Below are 18,512 nucleotides of genomic sequence, written 5' to 3' on the forward strand. Positions count from 1 at the left end.
CATGTTCAAGAGCAAACTCAAGAAGTGGCTGGGCAACGGCGTGACGGTGCTGCTGCTGGTGATCGGCCTGGTGCTGTGGATCAGCCTGCCGTGGTTTGGCGTGCTGGCCGTGGCCGCGCTGGTAGCGCTGTGGCTGCTGCTGACCCGTGGCGGACGGCTGGCGCTGGCCGCCACCCGTATCGGCGTGGCCAGCCTGCCGCAGCGCTGGGGCGCGTCCTCGGTGATCGTGGTCGGCATCGCCGGTGTGGTCGGCGTGCTGGTGGCGATGCTGGCGATGGGCGAAGGCTTCCAGGCCACGCTCAACAACACCGGCGATGACACCACCGCCATCGTGTTGCGCGGCGGCTCGCAGGCCGAGACCAACTCGGTGATCACCCGCGAGCAGGTGCCGACGCTGTCCACCCTGCCCGGCATCACTCGCGATGCCGAAGGCCGGCCGCTGCTGTCACCGGAGCTGTCGCAGGTAGTCAACCTGGTGTCGAAGTCCGATGGCACCGACGTCAACGCGCAGTTCCGCGGCGTCGGCCCGCAGGCGTGGGCGGTGCATGACAAGGTCAAGATTGTCGAAGGCCGCAGGTTCGCCACCGGCCTGCGCGAGATCGTGGTCGGCCAGGGCGCCAAGGGCCAGTTCCGCGATCTGGATGTGGGCAAGACGCTGACCCTGGGCAACCAGACCTGGACCGTAGTCGGCGTGTTCGCCACCGGTGATGCACATGATTCGGAACTGTGGACCGACGCCGATACACTGGCCACGACCTACCAGCGCAGCGCGTGGCAGTCGATCAGCGTGCGCACTGATGGCAAGGCCGGCTTCGAGCAGTTCAAGACCGCCGTCGCCGCCGACCCGCGCCTGAAACTGGACGTGGAAACCACCCGCGCCTACTACAGCAAGCAGGGCGGCGGGCTGACCAAGCTGATCGACATCCTCGGCAAGGTGATCGGCACGATCATGGCGGTGGGTGCGGTGTTCGGCGCGCTCAACACCATGTATGCCGCAGTGGCCACGCGTGCGCGCGAGATCGCCACCATGCGCGCGATCGGCTTCCGTGGCCTGCCGGTGGTGACGGCAGTGATGCTGGAAACGATGCTGCTGGCGCTGCTGGGTGGCCTGCTGGGGTGTGCGGTGGCGTGGCTGCTGTTCAATGGCTACAGCGTGTCCACCATCGGCAGCAACTTCAGCGCGGTGGTGTTCAAGTTCCATGTGTCGCCGGAACTGCTGTGGACCGGACTGAAATGGGCGCTGGGTATCGGCCTGGTCGGCGGCCTGTTCCCGGCGCTGCGCGCGGCGCGTTTGCCGATCACCACGGCGTTGCGCGAAACCTGAGCATCACACAGTAGTGGACTGCGCATCACGCAGGGGGACGGAGCGAAGGCTCCGTCCCTTTTCTTTTGCGCGTCATCCACGCATGGCGTGGATCTACTGATGCAGCGCATCCACGCTTGGTGATGAGCCAGGTCGTCCAGTAGATCCACGCCATGCGTGGATGGATGCCTGCGCACGCGCACTGCTACAGATTGCGGGAAATCCGCCGCTATCGATGCCTCTGCCCATCGCAAACGCAGCGTGCGTGACGCTGCGCACAGCGCATCTGTGGATTGTTGGTTGCGATTCATTTTCGCGCACATCCGTGGCGCAGAGACAAACAGTTACGAATGGAAACATTCTAGAATCGCGCCCCCCACGTTGGTTTGCAGCACCCCACGCGCCCATAGAACGGGCGCTTGTTTTTCCTGAAACACGAGATTTCACGGATGTCCCTGAAAACCAATCCGCTGCGCAACGCGATCGTCATCGCGCTGGCCGCCAGCTGCACCACCCCCGCCTTCGCACAGAGCGCCGGCGATACCCCGACCAACCTCGACCGCATCGAAATCACCGGCTCGCGCATCCGCCAGGCCAGTGTCGAGACCGCACAGCCGGTGATCGCGCTCAACCGCGCCGAGATCGAGAAGAAGGGCTACGTCAACGTCGCCGACATCCTGCAGGACATTCCCGCTGCTGGTTCGCCGAGCATGAGCCGCGCATCTTCGCTGACCTCCTCGCGCGACTTCGGCGGCATGTACGTCAGCCTTCGCAACCTCGGCCCGGAACGCAGCCTGGTGCTGATCGACGGCCGCCGCATGGGCGTCAGCGCCGGCGGCTACTCCGACCTGGCCTCGATTCCGTCGGCCATCGTCGAGCGCGTGGAAGTGCTGACCGATGGCGCGTCCGCGCTGTACGGCTCGGACGCCATCGCCGGCGTGGTCAACATCATCACCCGCAAGAACTTCGATGGTGGCGAAGCCAGCGTCTATGTCGGCCAGTACGGCCAGGGTGACGGCCAGAAGCGCTCCTACAGCGCAACCTTCGGCAAGACCTTCGACCGCGGCTGGTTCACCGTGGGTGCCGAACGCACCAAGGAAGACGAGGTGCTGGGCAAGGACCGCGAGTTCAGCCGATACACCAACGGCCCGCGCCACCCGAACGATGGCCTCAACGGCAACACCCCGTGGGGCTACGTCACCGTCGGTGGCAAGAACCTGACGGTGGGCCCGGGCGGAGACCCGAGCAAGGCCGGCAACTTCCATGCGCCGGATCCGGCCGATGGTGCCAACAGCAAGACCAACATGAGCCTGCTGACCGGCCTGGAGCGCACCTCGGTGTTCGCCAACGGTGGCTTCTCGATCACCGACAACCTGCGCATCGTCGCCGACGCGCTGTACAGCAAGCGCGAATCGACCAAGCACCTGGCCGGTTACCCGTACTCGGTCAGTGCCGCGCAGGCACGCAACGGCAGCCGTGCTGCGCTGTCCAAGGACAGCACGTTCAACCTGTGGGGCCAGGACGTGCTGTTCGCACACCGCTCCGAGGAGCTGCCGCGCGGCACCGAGAACAATCTGGAAACCAAGCGCGCCAGCGTCGGCCTGGAAGGCAGCTTCGAAACCGGTTCGCGGTACTGGGACTGGAACGTCAGCTACATGTACAACCGCAATGAAGGCGAGCGCGTCGGTACCGGCAGCATGTACCAGCCGCACGTCAACCAGGCCGTCGGCCCGTCCTTCATGGATGGCAGCGTGGCCCGCTGCGGTTCGCCGGGTGCGGTGATCGCCGGCTGCGTGCCGTGGAACCCGGCTGCACCGATGGGTTACACCGGCCCGGGCTCGCTGAGCAACCAGGACGTGCAGGACTACCTGTTCGCCCGCATCGTCGACAAGATGAAGAGCACCACCAAGGTCGCCAGCGCCAACATCTCCGGTTCGCTGTTCACCCTGCCGGCCGGCGACATCATGGGTGCGATGGGCTTCGAGCATCGCAGCGAAGAAGCCAGCTACACGCCGGACATGAAGGTGCAGAAGGGCGAGATCGCCGGCACCAGCGGCCAGCCGACGCGTGGCGACTACTCGCTCAACGAGGTCTACCTGGAGCTGCAGGTGCCGCTGCTGGCCGACCTGCCGTTCGCCCGCGAGCTGTCGTTGGACGTGGCCGGCCGCTACTCGGACTACAACAACTTCGGTTCGACCACCAACAGCAAGTTCGGCCTGAAGTGGAAGCCGATCGACAGCCTGCTGGTCCGCGCAACCTATGGTACCGGCTTCCGTGCGCCGACCGTGGATAACCTGTACGGCGGTACCGTCAGCACCCGCGATTCGTTCACCGATCCGTGCGATACCTCGTTCGGTACCGCGGCCACCAGCCCGGCCGTTGCTGCCCGTTGCCAGGCGCTGAAGGTGCCGGCCAACTTCCGCCAGCTCAACAGCGATGGCACCGTTGCCACCAAGCCGGGCCAGCAGTCGACCGTCGACTTCAACTCGGGTTCCAATGCAGCGCTGAAGCCGGAAACCGCCAAGACCTGGACCGTGGGCCTGGTGTACAGCCCGGACTTCGTGGCCGGCCTGGACGTCAGCCTCGACTGGTGGAAGATCCGCATCAACAACGCCATCGTCTCCGAGACCGCCAACAGCATTCTCGAGCAGTGCTATGTGCAGGATTCGGACGCCGCCTGTGGCCGCTTCACGCGTGGCAGCAACGGCCAGGTCAACAGCCTGGACCGCTCGCTGGTCAATGCCGGTTTCCGCGAAACCGCCGGCTATGACATCAACGTGCGTTACCGCCTGCCGGAAACCACGTTCGGCCAGTTCGCCGTCAACTGGAACACCACCTACACCGACTACCTGAAGCAGCGCAACGACAACGCCGCGACCACGCCGGTGGAGCAGCGCACCAGCTGGGGCGGCGACTTCCGCGTCCGCTCGACCTTCAACCTGGATTGGCAGTACGGCGACCTCGGCATCGGCTGGACCGCGCGCTACTACTCCAGCATGAAGGAGAAGTGCTCGTACATGGACGAGTGCAACCTGCCGGGCTTCAGTTCGTCGTACACCAGCGCATCGCCGACCAACAAGGTGGGCTCCAACACCTTCCACGACCTGCAGGTGCGTTACAGCCTGCCGTGGGACGGCACCGTGTCGCTGGGCGTGAACAACGTCTTCGACCACCAGGGTCCGATCATGTACAGCCAGCCGAACAGCAGCTTCACCTACTACGGTGGCTTCGATATCGGTCGTTTCATGTACATGAAGTACCAGCAGCGCTTCTAAGCCTGCAACCGCGTTCCCGCCACAGCCAACTCTCTCCTGGCTGTGGATGGAAGCAGAGCGGCGCCCCTCGGGGCGCCGTTCTTTTTTACGGGAAGCGGGGTCGGATCCCTTCGCCCCGCGAAGGGCTCTGACCCCGTTTCATGCGACCCCGTCCCGGTCAGCGCCTTGCGGCGCGCATCGTGCGGATGTTGTCGCCGACGAACAGCACCAGGCCGGCCCAGATCGCGGCAAAGCCGATCGCCTTGGCGGTGTCGAACGCTTCGTGGAAGAAGAACACGCCCAGCAGCAGCTGCAGGCTCGGCGCGATGTACTGCAGGATGCCGACCAGCGACAGCGGAATGCGCTTCACGCCGTAGGCGAAGCCGATCAGCGGCACTGCGGTGATCGCGCCGCCGAAGATCAGCAGCAGGTCATTGCGCCAGCCCCAGCCGTGGAAGAACGCGCCGCCATGGCCGTTCTCGGCCCAGATCGCAAACGCTAGCGCCGGCAGGAACAGGTACATGCTTTCCACGCCCAGGCCGGCCACCGGATCGACCGAGACCAGCTTGCGCAGCAGGCCATACAGGCCGAACGAGCAGGCCAGGCCCAGCGCGATCCACGGCGGCGTGCCGGCGTCGATGGTCAACCAGGCCACACCCACCGCCGCCATCGCCACCGCCACCCACTGCAGGCGGCGCAGCCGCTCCTTCAGCACCAGCACGCCCAGCAGCACATTCACCAGCGGGTTGATGAAGTAGCCCAGGCTGGTTTCGATGACGTGGCCGGCATTGATCGCCCAGATGTACAGGCCCCAGTTGAAGGCGATGGTCAGGCTCGATACCAGCAGGATCGGCAGCGCGCGCGGCTGCGCAGCGATCTTCTGCCACCAGCCCAGGCGCGAACTGAGCAGCAGCCAGCCCAGCACCATCACGGTGCTCCAGATGATGCGGTGGGCGATGATCTGGAACGAGGGCACCTCGTTGAGCAGGTGCCAGTACACCGGCACCAACCCCCAGATCACGAAGGTGGAGGCGGTGACCAGCAGGCCCCGGCGTTGTTCTTTCTCGTCCATGCTCATTTCTTTCGTGTCCTTGCCATTGTCAGTACCACCACACCCAGAAGAATCACCGCCATGGCGAGGAAGTCCCGCCATCCAAAGCGTTCACCATTCAATGCGGCGCCCAGCAGCACGGCAATCACCGGATTGACATACGCATAGCTGCCCGCCAGCGCCGGGCGCACGTTCTGCAGCAGCCACACATAGGCGGTGAACGCCACGATCGAACCGAACACGCACAGGTAGGCCATCGCCAGCAGGCCGCCGGTGTCGGGCAGCGTGGTCGGGCGCTCGCCGACCGCCAGGCCGATCAGCACCAGCAGCACGCCGCCGCAGATCATCTGCCCGGCCGCGGTCATGAAGGGGCCCGGCAGGTCCAGGCCACGTGACCACACCGAACCGAACGCCCAGCCGATCGGCGCGATCAGCAGCAGCACCAGCCCCGTCGGCGAGGCGGTCAGGCTGCTGCCGGCATTGAGCCAGACCACACCCAGGAAACCGATGGCGATGCCCAGCCATTCACCCTTGCTGGCGTGCTGGCCGCGCAGCGCCGAGAACAGCGCCATCCACAGCGGCACCGAGGCCACCGCCGTGGCCGCCAGGCCCGAGGAGACCTCACGCTCGGCCAGCACCACCATGCCGTTGCCCAGCACCAGCATGGTCACGCCCATCACCACCAGGTTGCGCCACTGCCGCAGGGTCGGGTTCGGCATCTTCCAGAACAGGCGCAAGGCCAGGAACATCAGGCCACCGGCAATGATGAACCGGCTGCCGGAGACCATCGTCAGCGGCAGCGCGCCGCCGTGCAGGGCCTTGGCGATGCCCAGGTAGGTCGAGCCCCAGACCACGTAGACCAGCAGCAATGCCAGCGCGACAAGGCCACCCCGGGGGGCAGCCGCAGACGAAGAAGGGGGAGCCGACATGACACACCAGGGAGCCGGGGGAAGGCGGATTCTAGGACGTTTTGAGTATGGTCCGGGACCCCATACGGTGGCACGCTGTCATCCATCCATGCACCCTGCTCTGGTCTGCTACCCCGTGTTGACGGCCGATGCAGTACCAAGAGGGCTGCCCGGCCGCGCCGCCCCATGGCCGGGCGCCGTTTTCCCTGCGCACGGACGCGCCGCATCGAGGATTCCCACCCAGATGAGCACCACGTCCCAACCTGCCGTACCCGCAAGCGACCGCGCCGCCCTGCGGCGGTCTATCTCCAACACCCTCAAAGGCTCCGCCGGCAACCTGGTGGAGTGGTATGACGTCTACGTGTACTCGGTGTTCGCCGTGTACTTCGAATCGCAGTTCTTCTCGCCGGACGACAAGAACTCCACCATGTACGTGTGGGCGATCTTCGCCGCGACCTTCCTGATGCGCCCGATCGGTGCCTGGTTCTTCGGCCGCTTCGCCGACCGCCACGGCCGCCGCCTGGCACTGACGGTCTCGGTCACGCTGATGGCGCTGTGCTCGTTCCTGATCGCCATCACCCCTACCGCCGCCAGCATCGGCATCTGGGCCGCCGTGATCCTGTTGTTCGCGCGCCTGCTGCAGGGCTTCGCCACCGGCGGCGAGTACGGTGCCAGCGCCACCTACATGTCCGAGGCCGCCATTCCCGGCCGTCGCGGCTTCCTGTCCTCCTTCCACTACGTCACCCTGGTCGGCGGCCATGTGCTGGCCCAGCTGACCCTGCTGCTGATGCTGACCTTCTGGGGCAAGCCGGAGATCTCCGAGTGGGGCTGGCGCATCGCCTTCGGTATCGGTGGCATCGCCGCGGTGGTGGTGTTCTGGCTGCGCCAGGGCATGGACGAGTCGCTGTCGGAGTCGTCCATTGAAGCCGCGCGCGAAGGCAAGGCACAGAAGTCCGGCTCCATGTACGAACTGTTCGTGCACCAGTGGCGGCCGCTGCTGCTGTGCTTCCTGATCACCGCCGGTGGCACCGTGGCCTTCTACACCTATTCGGTGAACGGCCCGAAGATGATCCAGAGCGCCTTCGCCGGCAACGATCCGATGACCGGCACCCTGATCAACCTGGGCGTGCTGGCGTTCCTGATGGTGCTGCAACCGGTGGGTGGCTGGCTGTCGGACATCATCGGCCGCAAGACCCTGCTGGTGTTCTTCGGCGTCGGCGGCGTGCTGTACAGCTGGTACCTGATCACCCAGCTGCCGCACCAGCATGACGCCACCCTGGCCTTCCTGACCCTGGCCATGGCGTTCGTCATCCTCACCGGCTACACCTCCATCAACGCGGTGGTGAAGGCCGAACTGTTCCCCACCCACGTGCGTGCACTGGGCGTGGGCCTGGGCTATGCGCTGGCCAACTCGCTGTTCGGTGGCACCGCCCCGCTGCTGTACCAGGGCGCGCTGAAGACCGGCCACGTCGACTGGTTCGCCATCTACGTCACCGCAACGATCGCGGTATCGTTGGTGGTCTATGTGTTCTTCCTCACCAACAAGGGCCCGAACTGGCTCGACGGCACCCGCAAGTAAGCGCGTTGCCCTGATCGCGGCCACCGGTGCACTGCCGGTGGCCGCTGCGTCTCCTGCCATGCCACTGATGTGGATCGCAGCAATTCTGGCCGCAGCCACGGCACTGGCCTGGCTGCTGCGCCGTCCCAACGCACAGGCCGCGTGGCCGCGCATCGGCTTCGGGATCGCCCTGCTGGTGTTCTGCGGCGCGCTGGCGCTGCAGCTGGCGGTGGACCTGGGCAGCGGCCACAGCTCGCTGCAACTGCGCCTGCATCGCGGCATCAATGCAGGATCACCGGTTGGCCTGCGTACGATGGTGGCGTGCTATCTGGCGGCGCTCGCCGCCAGCGGCTGGGGCGCATGGAAGCTGCTGCGCCGGCGCTGACGAACACCCGGTCATGCCGGCCGCTGGCCGGCAACCTCATGAACCTCCGGAAAGAGCAGGGAGTTGCCGGCCAGCGGCCAGCACTACCTCAGCGGCGGGCCGCTTCGCTCTTGTCCCGCGCGCCGCGGAACTCCGATTCCTTTTCCCACGTCGGCCAGCGCCGGCTGTTGGCCAGCTCGGCACCCAGGTCGTAGACCAGCAGGGTGTCAGCCGCGTGGCCACTCGGGTCCCAGCTCGGGGTCCAGGCATCGCAGGCCTGGTGGTAGCAGTCGGCGAAGTACTTCTCGCGCAGCGCGCGGCCGGCTTCAACACCGCCGTCCAGCTTGTCCAGGCCCGGGCCGATGGTGATCGCCGGTACGCCCAGGCGGGCAAAGGCGAAGTGGTCGGCACGGTAGAAGAAGCCGGCTTCCAGGTTCGGGTCCGGGCTGTAGCTGCGGCCGCGGGCCTTGGCCACGCGTTCCAGATCACCTTCCAGCGAGACCCGGCCCTTGCCCCACGAAGCGATGTCACGGGTCGCGCCATCCGGGCTGAACATCTCGATGTTCAGCACCGCAGCGGTCTTGTCCAACGGCGCCAGCGGGTGCGCGGCGTAGTAGCTGGCGCCCAGCAGGCCCTTCTCTTCGGCGGTGAGGGCCACGAAGTACAACGTGCGCTGCGGCTGCGGGCCGGCGGCGAACACGCGGCCCAGTTCCAGTACCGTGGCCACGCCGGTGGCGTTGTCGATCGCACCACGGCGGATGCGATCACCCTTGGCATCGGCCTGGCCGATACCAAAGGCATCCCAGTGCGCGGAGAAGATCACGGCCTCGTCGGCGTGTTCACCACCGGGCAGCTTGGCCACCACGTTGCGGGTCACCACCTGCTCGCGCTTGAGCGCGAAATCCACGCTCAGCTTCGCGTTGTCCAGTGCCACCGGGCGGAAGTCAGCACGCATCGCCTTGCGCTTCTCGGCATCGAAATCGAGGCCAGCGTCAGCGAAGATCGCCTCGGCCAGCTCGCGCTGCATCCAGCCACGCAGTGGCGTGTGCTGCGCCATCGCCTCGGCCTGACCGCGTTCGATGTCGAACAGCGGCGAGGTACCCGAGCTCTTCACCGTGGCCCAGCCATACGCGGCCGGCGCGGTCTCGTGCACGATCAGCACGCCTTCGGCGCCACGGCGTGCGGCTTCCTCGAACTTGTAGGTCCAGCGGCCGTAGTAGGTCACCGCCTTGCCGTCGAACGCGCCCGGCGCATCGGCTTCGAAATCGGCGTCGTTGATCAGCACGACGGCGATCTTGCCGTGCAGGTCCACGTCCTTGTAGTCGTTCCACTGGCGTTCCGGTGCGTCGATGCCGTAACCGACGAACACCAGCGGGGCATTCCTGATCTGCACGCGCTTGCGCGGCTGCAGGCTCTGCAGGGTCACGTCCACGCCGTTGGCCAGCGCGCGGCTGCCCTGCTTCAGCGACAGGCTGGCCTTGGCCGGGCCCTCCAGCTGCGCGCGCACCAGTGGCACCGGCTGCACCCAGCTGCCATCCACACCACCCGGCTGCAGGCCATAGCTGCGGAACTGCTCGATCAGGTACTGCACCGTGCGCTCTTCGCCCTCGGTGGCCGGCGCGCGACCCTCGAATTCATCCGACGCCAGCACACGCACGTGGCGCGACAGTGCCTGCGGATCGATGCCGCCACCCGGCAGGTCGTTGGCCGCATGGGCCAGGCCGCCGACGAACAGGCAGGACGACAGCAGCAACACGCGCATCGGATTCACGGCAGTACCACGGCTAGCTTGGAAGTCACCAGAGTGTAACGTGGTCGTGACATCACGGCGCGACTCGGGCCTGCGTCATCCACGCATGGCGTGGATCTACCTGCTGATGCGGTCCAGCCAGCACGCCAGGCCCTGCGCGTTGAGTTCGATGTCCATTGCCAGAACAGCAGTCACCGCCGCATCGTCCAACGCACAGCCATGCAGCTGTGCACGTTCCAGGTACAGCGCCTGCAGCGCGGCCAACAGGCAACGGTGGCGGTCCGGGCGACCATCGCACTGGCGGCCGATGGCCGCCATTGCATCGATCTGCTCGAACAGGTCGTCGGCCAGTTTCTCCACCTGTTCCACACGACCGTAGTGGGTCAGGTACATCGCCTGCGGGCGGTAGCCCAGCATGCGCTGGATCGAGACCTTCATCGCCTCCGGATCGAACTGCACCGGCGACGACGTCGGGAAGATGAAAGCACCCTGCGCACTGTCCAGCTCGCGGTAGGAGATGCCGAACGTATCGCCGGTGAACCAGCTGCGGCTGCGCGCATCCCACACGCAGTAGTGGTGCAGCGCGTGACCCGGCGTGTGCAGCAATACCAGCTCGCGGCCGGCCAGATCGATGCGGTGGCCGTCTTCAGCCACCACCACACGCTGCTCTGGAATCGCTTCAATGCGACCATAGCTGCGGGCGATTTCCTCGGCACCATAAACGGCGGTAGCACCGGCAATCAGCCGGGTCGGGTCGATCATGTGCGGCGCACCGCGCGGGTGCAGCACCGCCTTTGCGTTCGGCAGCTGCTGCATCAGCAGGCCGGCGCCGCCGGCGTGGTCCAGGTGCACATGCGTGAGCAGCAACCAGTCCACCGCGTCCACGCCCAGGCCGGCGTCCGCCAGCGCCTGCAGCATGGCCGGCACTGACAGGCCTGTGCCGCAGTCAACGAACGCGGCGCGGCCGTTTTCAACGATCAGATAGGCCGCGTCGAAGTCGGGACGCTGGAAGCCGGTATCGATGGTGTGGATGCTGGGGTCGGCGGTCATCGGCACGCACCTGGCAGGATCGGGAACAGACGCCCATGGTAGGCGCGCAGGCGGCCCGGGTTCGATGCGGCTTTGGTCGGGTAGTGCCGGCCGCTGGCCGGCAACTGCATTTTGCCGGCCAGCGGCCGGCACTACCGGTCCAACCAGCGCGGCCGCAGCAGCAACGCCAGCACCAGCACCGCCAGGAACGCGCCATAGGCATACAGCACCGCCAGCACCTGTGGCCAGATCGGGCCGGCGCCGGGCTGCACCACGCCAATGCGGTAGCCCCACAGCATCGACACGATGCTCAGGGCGAAGGCCAATACCAAAGTGGTGACATCAAACAGGCGCCGCCGCGCGGTGCGCGGCTGGCGCGGGAACAGCCAGTACAGGCTGCCCAGCAGCAGGAACCAGGGCAGGAACAGCAGCAGCGACAACCAGGCCATCGCAGACTCCATGTCATCGCGCCTGAGGCGCGCGGACATCATGCCATGACCTTCGTTCGCGGGTAGGGCCGGCCGCTGGCCGGCATTTCCTATGCAAATGCCGTGGTAGTGCCGGCCGCTGGCCGGCATCCACCCTTCAACGGCGCCGACCAAGGTCGGCATCTACCGATCAGTCGGCGCGCAGCACGGCCAAGGCCGCCAGCACCGCGTCCACTTCGGCGTCCAGCTTGAACAGCTCGCTCTGCAGCTGGTCGCCCTGCTCAGCCTGCTTGATCACGGCAATCAACTGCCCCGCATCGCGCGGCGAATCGAAGCCTTCGCTCTGGATCAGCAGCGTGCCGTCACCGGCGGTCAGCTTGAAGTAGAAGCGGCCGTCCTTTTCGCGGTACTGCTTGAACAGCGGCGGTGCCACGCGGGCCACGCCGGCATCCTCGCTGGCGATGTCGCCGGCGCTGGACAGGTCGCGCAGGCCCACCGCATGGCGCAGCTCGTCCAGCAGCGGTGCCGCCAGCTGCTCGCGCAGCTGCTGGCCGCGGCGCTTGAGCAGCGCTTCAATCTTCTCCGGCTCGGCCATCAGCGCGTTGTAGCGCTCGCGCAGCGGTGCAAGCTCGCTGTCGATGCGTTCGAACAACTGCTGCTTGGCATCACCCCAGCCGATGCCAGCGGCGAACGCCTTGGCGAATTCCGCGGTCTGTTCCGGGGTGGCGAAGGCCTGGTACATCTGGAACAGCGCAGAGCCTTCGGTGTCCTTCGGCTCGCCGGGTGCGCGCGAGTCGGTCAGGATCGAGAACACCAGCTTCTTCAGCTCCTCGCGCGGCACGAACAGCGGAATGGTGTTGTGGTAGCTCTTGCTCATCTTGCGGCCGTCCAGGCCGGCCAGGGTGGCCACCTGTTCGTCGATCACCACGTCCGGCAGCGGGAAGTACTCCTTGCCGTACACGTGGTTGAAGCGCTGGGCGAAATCGCGCGCCATCTCGATGTGCTGGATCTGGTCACGGCCCACCGGTACCTGGTTGGCCTTGAAGATGAGGATATCGGCGGCCATCAGCACCGGGTACATGAACAGGCCGGCGCTGACGCCTGCGTCCTCGTCCACGCCTTCCTCGCGGTTCTTGTCCACCGCCGCCTTGTAGGCGTGCGCGCGGTTGAGGATGCCCTTGCTGGCGATGGCGGTCAGGAACCACATCAGCTCGGTGGTCTCGCGGATGTCGCTCTGGCGGTAGAACCACACGTGTTCCGGGTCCAGGCCGCAGGCCAGCCAGCTGGCCGCGATCTCCAGGGTCGCGCGCTGGGTGCGCTGCGGGTCCTGCGATTTGATCAGGCTGTGCAGGTCGGCCAGGAAGAAGAAGCTCTCGATCCCCGGCGCGCGGCTGGCCGCGATGGCCGGACGGATGGCGCCAACGTAGTTGCCCAGGTGGGGCGTGCCGGAGGGGGTGATGCCGGTAAGGACTCGGGTCGTCATGACTGCGTGGGGTAACCTTCGATGAACGGGGCCAGTTTACCTTGCACGCCACCAACCCCGTCAGGGCCCGCGGCGCGTTCATTCACGCAACCCCGCTGGAGACGCCCGATGAAACGCTTGCTGCCCCTGCTGCTGATCCTGCCCCTGGCCGGCTTCCGCCCGGCCCCGATGCCACCGCCGGTGTACGAGGGCGGCCCCGTGCGCATGGCCCTGGTCGACCGCGACCGCGGCACCGAACTGCGCAGCTACCCCGCCGAGGGCCAGCGCTGGGTGGCCGGTGAGCGCGGCCACCGCTACGCCGTACGCCTGTACAACGACAGCCCGCGCCGGGTGCTGGTGGTGCTGTCGGTGGACGGCGTCAACGCCATCTCCGGCGAGGATGCCGATCCCTCGCAGACCGGCTACGTGCTCAACCCCGGCCAGCGCGCTGACATCACCGGCTGGCGCAAGAACCAGGACGAAGTGGCGCAGTTCGTGTTCAGCAGCCCCAGCGGCAGCTATGCCAGCCGCACCGGTCGACCGGACAACATCGGCGTGGTGGGCGTGGCGGTGTTCGAGGAGGCGCGCCGCTGGTACCCGCAGCCGATCCTGCGCCGTGGCCTGCCAGCACCCGCCCCGGCGGCCGAAGCAGCGGCCGATGCCAGTGCCAACGCCAGTGCCAGCCGCATCGAGGGTTACGCCAGCAAGTCGCAGGCGCCGGCGCTGGGTACCGGCCACGGCGCACGCGAGCAGTCCTCGGTGCGCGATACCGACTTCGAACGCGCCAGCCGCAGCCCGGCGCAGGTTCTGCAGCTGCGCTACGACAGCGCCCGCAACCTGCGCGCACGCGGCATCCTGGTGGATTCGCCGTCGCGCCTGCCGCGCGAACCGCAGGCGTTCCCCAACCGCTACGTGCCGGACCCGCCGGCGCGCTGATCGCCCGTCCAGACAGCACAACGCCCGCTACCTCTCGGTGCGGGCGTCGTGTTGTGGGGGAAACCGTAGCGCTTACTTGTAGTCCGGGTAGTCCTTGCTCACGCTGTCCTGGAACTCACGGACTTCCTTCTCGGCGCGGTCCTTGGCCCAGCCATAACGTTCCTGCAGGCGACCGGCCAGATACTCGGCATTGCCTTCGGCCACATCGAAGTCGTCGTTGGTCAGATCGCCCCACTTGGCCTGGGCCTTGCCCTTCAGCTGCGACCACTTGCCGGAAATGATATCTTTGTTCATTGCTGGGAGTCCTTGGTTGCAACGGCGTTCTTACCGTGGCTCCAGCTTCGCGCAGCGGCCGTTGAATACCGGTCAACCGGCAATGAAATAGATGCTCACCTGCTTGAATGGTTCACTCCGCTTGCACAGCCCTGCAGCAGAACGCGCGCACAAAAAAAGGCCGGGGAAATCCCCGGCCTTTTTCTCTTTCCGTTTTCTCTTTCCGTTCCGTGCAGGGCTCAACGGCCCTTCGCGGTGTCCTCGACCTTCTCGCCCGCCTTCTGCACGTCCTTGCCGGCACCGGCAATGGTGTTGCAACCGGCCAGCAGGGCCACCGAGAACATCGACAACAGCATCAGGGCAACTACGCGCTTCATGGGCTTCTCCTTGGGTTCACCGCTACACCGCTTCATTCGCGGATGGGATTGTTTCGCTCGGCGGGAGAAGGCCAATGCCCACCGCCGCCGCGTGAAGTGCAATCTGGCGGCAGACGCGTGGAGCGGGTGTGAACGGATCACAGATCCGTTCAGGCGGAGCCGTCAGTCACGCATCAGGGTGGACTTGCCGAACAGGCTTTCGACCAGGTCCACGGCCAGTTCGGCGGTAGCATTCTGCTTGTCCAGCAAGGGGTTGAGCTCAACGATGTCCAGCGACCCCATGCGCCCGGTGTCGGCGATCATTTCCATCACCAGCTGCGCCTCACGGTAGTTCACCCCGCCCGGCACGGTGGTGCCCACGCCCGGTGCGATGCTGGGGTCGAGGAAGTCGACATCGAAGCTGACATGCAGATGGGTGTTCTCGTCGATGCCGGCCAGCGCCGCCTCCACCGTGCGCTTCATGCCGTTCTCGTCGATGTAGCGCATGTCATAGACATCCACCTTGTGGGTCTTGATCAGGCGCTTTTCTTCCGGGTCCACCGAGCGGATGCCGATCTGGTGCATCTGCGCCGGGGTGATCGCCGGCACGGTGCCACCGAGGCGGGTCAATGCATCCGGGCCGAGGCCGCACAGGCAGGCCACCGGCATGCCGTGGATGTTGCCCGACGGGGTGACATCGCTGGTGTTGAAGTCCGAGTGCGCATCCAGCCACAGCACGCGCAGGGTCTTGCCCTGCTCGCGGCACCAGCGCGCCACCGCAGTGATTGAACCGATGCCCAGGCAGTGGTCGCCACCGAGCATGATCGGCATGCGGCCGGCCTGCAGTTCGGCGTAGCTGGCTTCCATCAGCGCGTGGTTCCACGCCACCACTTCATCCAGGTGGCGGTAGCCTTCCACCGGCGCGGTCCATGGGTTGCGCGGGCCATCCAGGTTGCCCAGGTCGCGCACGTCCACACCGCGCGCCTCCAGCGCCTCCGGCAGGCCGGCCACGCGCAGCGCTTCCGGCCCCAGCCGGGCACCGCGATGGCCCGCACCCACATCGGTGGGAACGCCAATCAGGGATACGGAGATGGGATGGGCCATGGGTGCCTCCTGCGTGGAAAAAGAAGCACAGTCTAGCCAGAGCTGTGTGACACCACTCGCGGCGGTGCAGCAGGACATTGGGATGGCATGATGCCGCGCGGACCCGACCGTCCTTCATGGAAGATTGCGATGTCGCCCTTCATCAATACCGCGTGGCCACGCTTTTTCACCGTGGCGCTGCCGATCGCCGTTTTTGCGGTTTTTTTGAGCAACTCGATCGATGCGTCGCCGAATGGCTGGCTGATGCAGGCGACGCTGCTGCTGGTGCCGTTCTCGACCCTGGTATTCCTCGGGTTGGGTTGGCAGCGTCTGCGCAAGGCACATGCTGAATATCCGATCCTGAAGAGCGAGCCGCAGCGGATGCTGACGGCGTTGATCGGCAACGTGAAGGTGACCGCGCTGTGGTTCGGCCTGACCGTCATTGGCATGTTCGCCCTGATGCTGGCGTGGGTGTTGCTGCGAACATCAGGCGGCTGACGGAGGTCCCTGCCTGCGACGAACTCAACCGCCGCGGCGGCGAACCGGCGTCACGCTCTGCACCTGGCCGTTGTTGCGCATCATGCACAGGAAGCGGCCATCGGGATAATCGATGATGAGTTCCTGGTAATCGCTGCCCACCGGCATCTGGGTCACCAGCGTGCCCTGCGCACCCTTGCGCATGTTGCAGGAACCCAGCGCGGTATCGCCCGCCGGCGCGCTGTTGGCTGCCTTGGACACATTGCGGAACACCGCACGGCAGCCGCCGTTCACCCACACCGAATGCCGCGACAGGCCCCAGTTCTGGCCTTGTTCGCAGCGGGTGTGGCTGAGCTGGCGCACGATTTCCACGTTGCCACGGGTATCCATGTCGCACGACACCTGCTGCTGGCCGGTGGACTCGCAGGTGACTTCGCGCGGTAGTGCCGTGTTGTTGTCGTCATCGTGGCGACGGTGGTCGCGATGCTCAGACGGTGCGGGCGTTCCGCTGACACTGACCTGGCAGATGCCATTGGCGCCGCCTCGGCCGGTGTAGCTGATCTGCGGCGTGCCGTCCTCGTTGCTGCTGATCGACAGCGCGATGCCACTGTTGGCATCGCGTGCTTCGAAGTAGCGGTCGTTGAAGCGCTTCAGCGTGGCCTCGCGGCCCTGCACGTAGACCGGCCCGCCTTCGTCGGCGTGCACATCGATGCCGCCCGGGCAGCTGGCGTTGAAGAACGGCACGGCGGCCATGGCCGGGATAACGAAGGCGGTGGACAACAGTGCGACGGTGAGCGACAGGGCATGGCGACGCATGTGCGGATCCCGAAGGGGCCCAGGATGGGCGTGTGGCGGCAGTATGCGGTGCAGCGCTGCGGGCTGTCCGTGAGGAATATCAATTTCCGGGTAGCGCGCGTGGGGATTCATGTCTGGTAGGGTGTTCTGGAAGCCCTGCCGGGGAAGTTAAGCCAGCTTTACTTCCTGGGCCATGAAAGGCCGTGCGACAGCGATGACGCACCAGGATTCATCGTTGGTTGCAGCCCCGCGCGAAATGTCGCTTCTGGCATTGCGATGCTCGAAACGGGCCAAACGCGATAATTCATTTTTCCTTTCAGATCACCCGATGCCATCGAAACAAACGACTGGCAGGCGGTGATTTCACGTGCGCATGATGAATCGCCACCTGCAAGGGTGGCCGGGACTTCCAAGCCCGTTTAATCGAAGCTGTATACGCTTGCCAGCCGGCGCCGTCTTCCCAGAGCGGCGCCGGCTGGCAATCCGTTCGCCGATCGACGGCGGGCGGTGCGTGGGGGCCCCGTGCCCACCGGCTCATCGATTTCCGGTCTTGGAAGCCACGCATCGCCCGCCACCCTCTTCGGGTGGCACCTCTGTTCCCGACGAGGATGCCCGAATGCCCAAGGCCCATCACCCGTACCTGACCGCCACCCTGGGCGAGGCTGCCCTGCGCCTGCCGCCCGAACTGGCGCAGCCGTTGGAAGCTGCTTTCGCTGCCGCGAACGAGGCGCCCGCGCCGATCAACCTGCCCGGATGCCTGCAGCGCATCCAGGCCGGTGACGCCGCCGATGGACAGCCGTGGCCGGGACCGGCAGGCACACCTGGCGACGCCGTGGCTGCTGCACGCAGGGACCGCGCCGCAGTGGGCCTGGTGTCGCTGCTGGAGCTGTATCACGCCGCAGAGCGCGTGCGCGTGGACGGGGAAGAGAAAGACGATATCGGCGATGGCACGCGCGAAGGGCTGATGCTGGCCTGCCGTGGTTTGGCGGAGTATGTGGCGTTGCAGATGGGTGGGACTCAATAATGCGGAAAGTTGAGATCCCCGACGCACAGGTTCAACACGCCGCAACCCCAGCTAACGATTCAGGCAGACCCGCTGCTGGAATGAGCACACCCTACCCAAACCTGAAACCTGCCCTCGTTGAGCTGCGGCTGGACGAAGTGGATTCGCGTGCAGGCGTTGTTGCCGAGATGATCGCGTCCACCGCACGCCCCATGGCGCGTTCCATGAGTCCTGAACTCATGTGGTACAGCTTCGTCTTGAATGACAGAGCCATCGCCCGAATCCATCCCGGCACGCGGACAAACTGCACGATCTCATTCATCAACTACGACGGTGCGAAGGATGCGTTCCCCTGTGGCACATTGGCCGCCTTCGGAGACGGGTCGTCGACAAGAGGGTTGATCCGCATCATCCGGTTTGATTGAACCTGTCCGCGCCAGACTTTCCGAGATCGCCGAGCTTGAGCGAAATGCCCTGATGCT

General features: G+C 66.0%; 18 protein-coding genes. 8 read left to right on the top strand and 10 right to left on the bottom strand.

The features are described 5' to 3' along the window. The first annotated feature begins 1 nt into the window (after nt 1). Together EKL94_RS04940 and EKL94_RS04945 are read left to right on the top strand one after the other, a co-directional pair. Nucleotides 2–1,324 (top strand): ABC transporter permease, encoded by a 1,323-nt coding sequence (locus EKL94_RS04940; RefSeq protein WP_126928226.1) that lies wholly within the window; start codon nt 2–4, stop codon nt 1,322–1,324. 428 nt (nt 1,325–1,752) lie between these two features. Next, on the top strand, nt 1,753–4,578 hold the full coding sequence (locus tag EKL94_RS04945) for a TonB-dependent receptor (RefSeq protein WP_126928227.1): 2,826 nt from the start codon (nt 1,753–1,755) through the stop codon (nt 4,576–4,578). A 157-nt stretch (nt 4,579–4,735) separates the two neighbouring features. Here the strand turns inward: EKL94_RS04945 and rarD are convergent, their stop codons facing one another. Both rarD and yedA read right to left on the bottom strand, forming a co-directional pair. Next, complete coding sequence (gene rarD / locus EKL94_RS04950; protein ID WP_126928228.1) at nt 4,736–5,635, bottom strand: EamA family transporter RarD; 900 nt, start codon at nt 5,633–5,635, stop codon at nt 4,736–4,738. After that, on the bottom strand, nt 5,632–6,537 hold the full coding sequence (yedA, locus tag EKL94_RS04955) for a drug/metabolite exporter YedA (protein ID WP_126928229.1): 906 nt from the start codon (nt 6,535–6,537) through the stop codon (nt 5,632–5,634). The genes rarD and yedA overlap by 4 nt, the downstream gene beginning before the upstream one ends. 223 nt (nt 6,538–6,760) lie before the next feature. Here yedA and EKL94_RS04960 point away from each other — a divergent pair, with 223 nt between their 5' ends. Next, entirely contained in the window at nt 6,761–8,095 is a 1,335-nt protein-coding gene (locus EKL94_RS04960; RefSeq protein ID WP_126928230.1) for an MFS transporter, read from the top strand. A 67-nt stretch (nt 8,096–8,162) separates the two neighbouring features. Continuing rightward, nucleotides 8,163–8,459, top strand: a complete 297-nt coding sequence (locus EKL94_RS04965) for a hypothetical protein (RefSeq protein ID WP_126928288.1) — start codon at nt 8,163–8,165, stop codon at nt 8,457–8,459. A gap of 88 nt (nt 8,460–8,547) precedes the next feature. Here EKL94_RS04965 and EKL94_RS04970 read toward each other — a convergent pair whose 3' ends face one another. The 4 genes from EKL94_RS04970 to EKL94_RS04985 form a co-directional block, all read right to left on the bottom strand. Then, complete coding sequence (locus EKL94_RS04970; protein WP_126928289.1) at nt 8,548–10,200, bottom strand: M28 family metallopeptidase; 1,653 nt, start codon at nt 10,198–10,200, stop codon at nt 8,548–8,550. 105 nt (nt 10,201–10,305) lie between these two features. Continuing rightward, nucleotides 10,306–11,238 carry an MBL fold metallo-hydrolase gene (locus EKL94_RS04975; protein ID WP_126928231.1) on the bottom strand — a complete coding sequence of 311 codons (933 nt, stop codon included), beginning with the start codon at nt 11,236–11,238 and terminating at the stop codon, nt 10,306–10,308. A gap of 131 nt (nt 11,239–11,369) precedes the next feature. Further along, entirely contained in the window at nt 11,370–11,666 is a 297-nt protein-coding gene (locus tag EKL94_RS04980; protein ID WP_126928290.1) for a hypothetical protein, read from the bottom strand. A gap of 169 nt (nt 11,667–11,835) precedes the next feature. Continuing rightward, a complete protein-coding gene (locus EKL94_RS04985; protein WP_126928232.1) occupies nt 11,836–13,128 on the bottom strand; it encodes a tryptophan--tRNA ligase in 1,293 nt (430 codons plus the stop codon). Nucleotides 13,129–13,236: 108 nt separating this feature from the next. On the opposite strand from EKL94_RS04985, the gene EKL94_RS04990 reads away from it, so the two are divergent. Next, entirely contained in the window at nt 13,237–14,043 is an 807-nt protein-coding gene (locus tag EKL94_RS04990) for a hypothetical protein (protein ID WP_126928233.1), read from the top strand. Between the two features lie 72 nt (nt 14,044–14,115). Here the strand turns inward: EKL94_RS04990 and EKL94_RS04995 are convergent, their stop codons facing one another. The 3 genes from EKL94_RS04995 to rocF all read right to left on the bottom strand — a co-directional run bounded on the left by EKL94_RS04995 (nt 14,116) and on the right by rocF (nt 15,776). After that, the gene (locus tag EKL94_RS04995) at nt 14,116–14,337 is read right to left on the bottom strand and encodes a CsbD family protein (RefSeq protein ID WP_004137109.1); all 222 of its coding nucleotides are present in this window, start codon (nt 14,335–14,337) and stop codon (nt 14,116–14,118) included. 218 nt (nt 14,338–14,555) lie between these two features. Then, a complete protein-coding gene (locus EKL94_RS05000) occupies nt 14,556–14,693 on the bottom strand; it encodes an entericidin A/B family lipoprotein (RefSeq protein ID WP_008266021.1) in 138 nt (45 codons plus the stop codon). 162 nt (nt 14,694–14,855) lie between these two features. Next, on the bottom strand, nt 14,856–15,776 hold the full coding sequence (gene rocF, locus EKL94_RS05005; protein ID WP_004137058.1) for an arginase: 921 nt from the start codon (nt 15,774–15,776) through the stop codon (nt 14,856–14,858). A 129-nt stretch (nt 15,777–15,905) separates the two neighbouring features. Between rocF and EKL94_RS05010 the strand changes: the two genes are divergently transcribed. Beyond that, on the top strand, nt 15,906–16,253 hold the full coding sequence (locus tag EKL94_RS05010) for a hypothetical protein (protein WP_126928234.1): 348 nt from the start codon (nt 15,906–15,908) through the stop codon (nt 16,251–16,253). Nucleotides 16,254–16,277: 24 nt separating this feature from the next. On the opposite strand, the gene EKL94_RS05015 is transcribed toward EKL94_RS05010, so the two are convergent. Continuing rightward, nucleotides 16,278–17,048 carry a DUF3011 domain-containing protein gene (locus tag EKL94_RS05015; protein ID WP_126928235.1) on the bottom strand — a complete coding sequence of 257 codons (771 nt, stop codon included), beginning with the start codon at nt 17,046–17,048 and terminating at the stop codon, nt 16,278–16,280. Between the two features lie 595 nt (nt 17,049–17,643). On the opposite strand from EKL94_RS05015, the gene EKL94_RS05020 reads away from it, so the two are divergent. After that, entirely contained in the window at nt 17,644–18,051 is a 408-nt protein-coding gene (locus EKL94_RS05020; RefSeq protein ID WP_126928236.1) for a hypothetical protein, read from the top strand. 80 nt (nt 18,052–18,131) lie between these two features. Then, on the top strand, nt 18,132–18,455 hold the full coding sequence (locus tag EKL94_RS05025) for a hypothetical protein (protein WP_126928237.1): 324 nt from the start codon (nt 18,132–18,134) through the stop codon (nt 18,453–18,455). The last annotated feature ends 57 nt before the right edge of the window (nt 18,456–18,512 follow it).

It is taken from the genome of Stenotrophomonas maltophilia, assembly GCF_003970865.1.
Classification (GTDB): domain Bacteria; phylum Pseudomonadota; class Gammaproteobacteria; order Xanthomonadales; family Xanthomonadaceae; genus Stenotrophomonas; species Stenotrophomonas maltophilia_AR.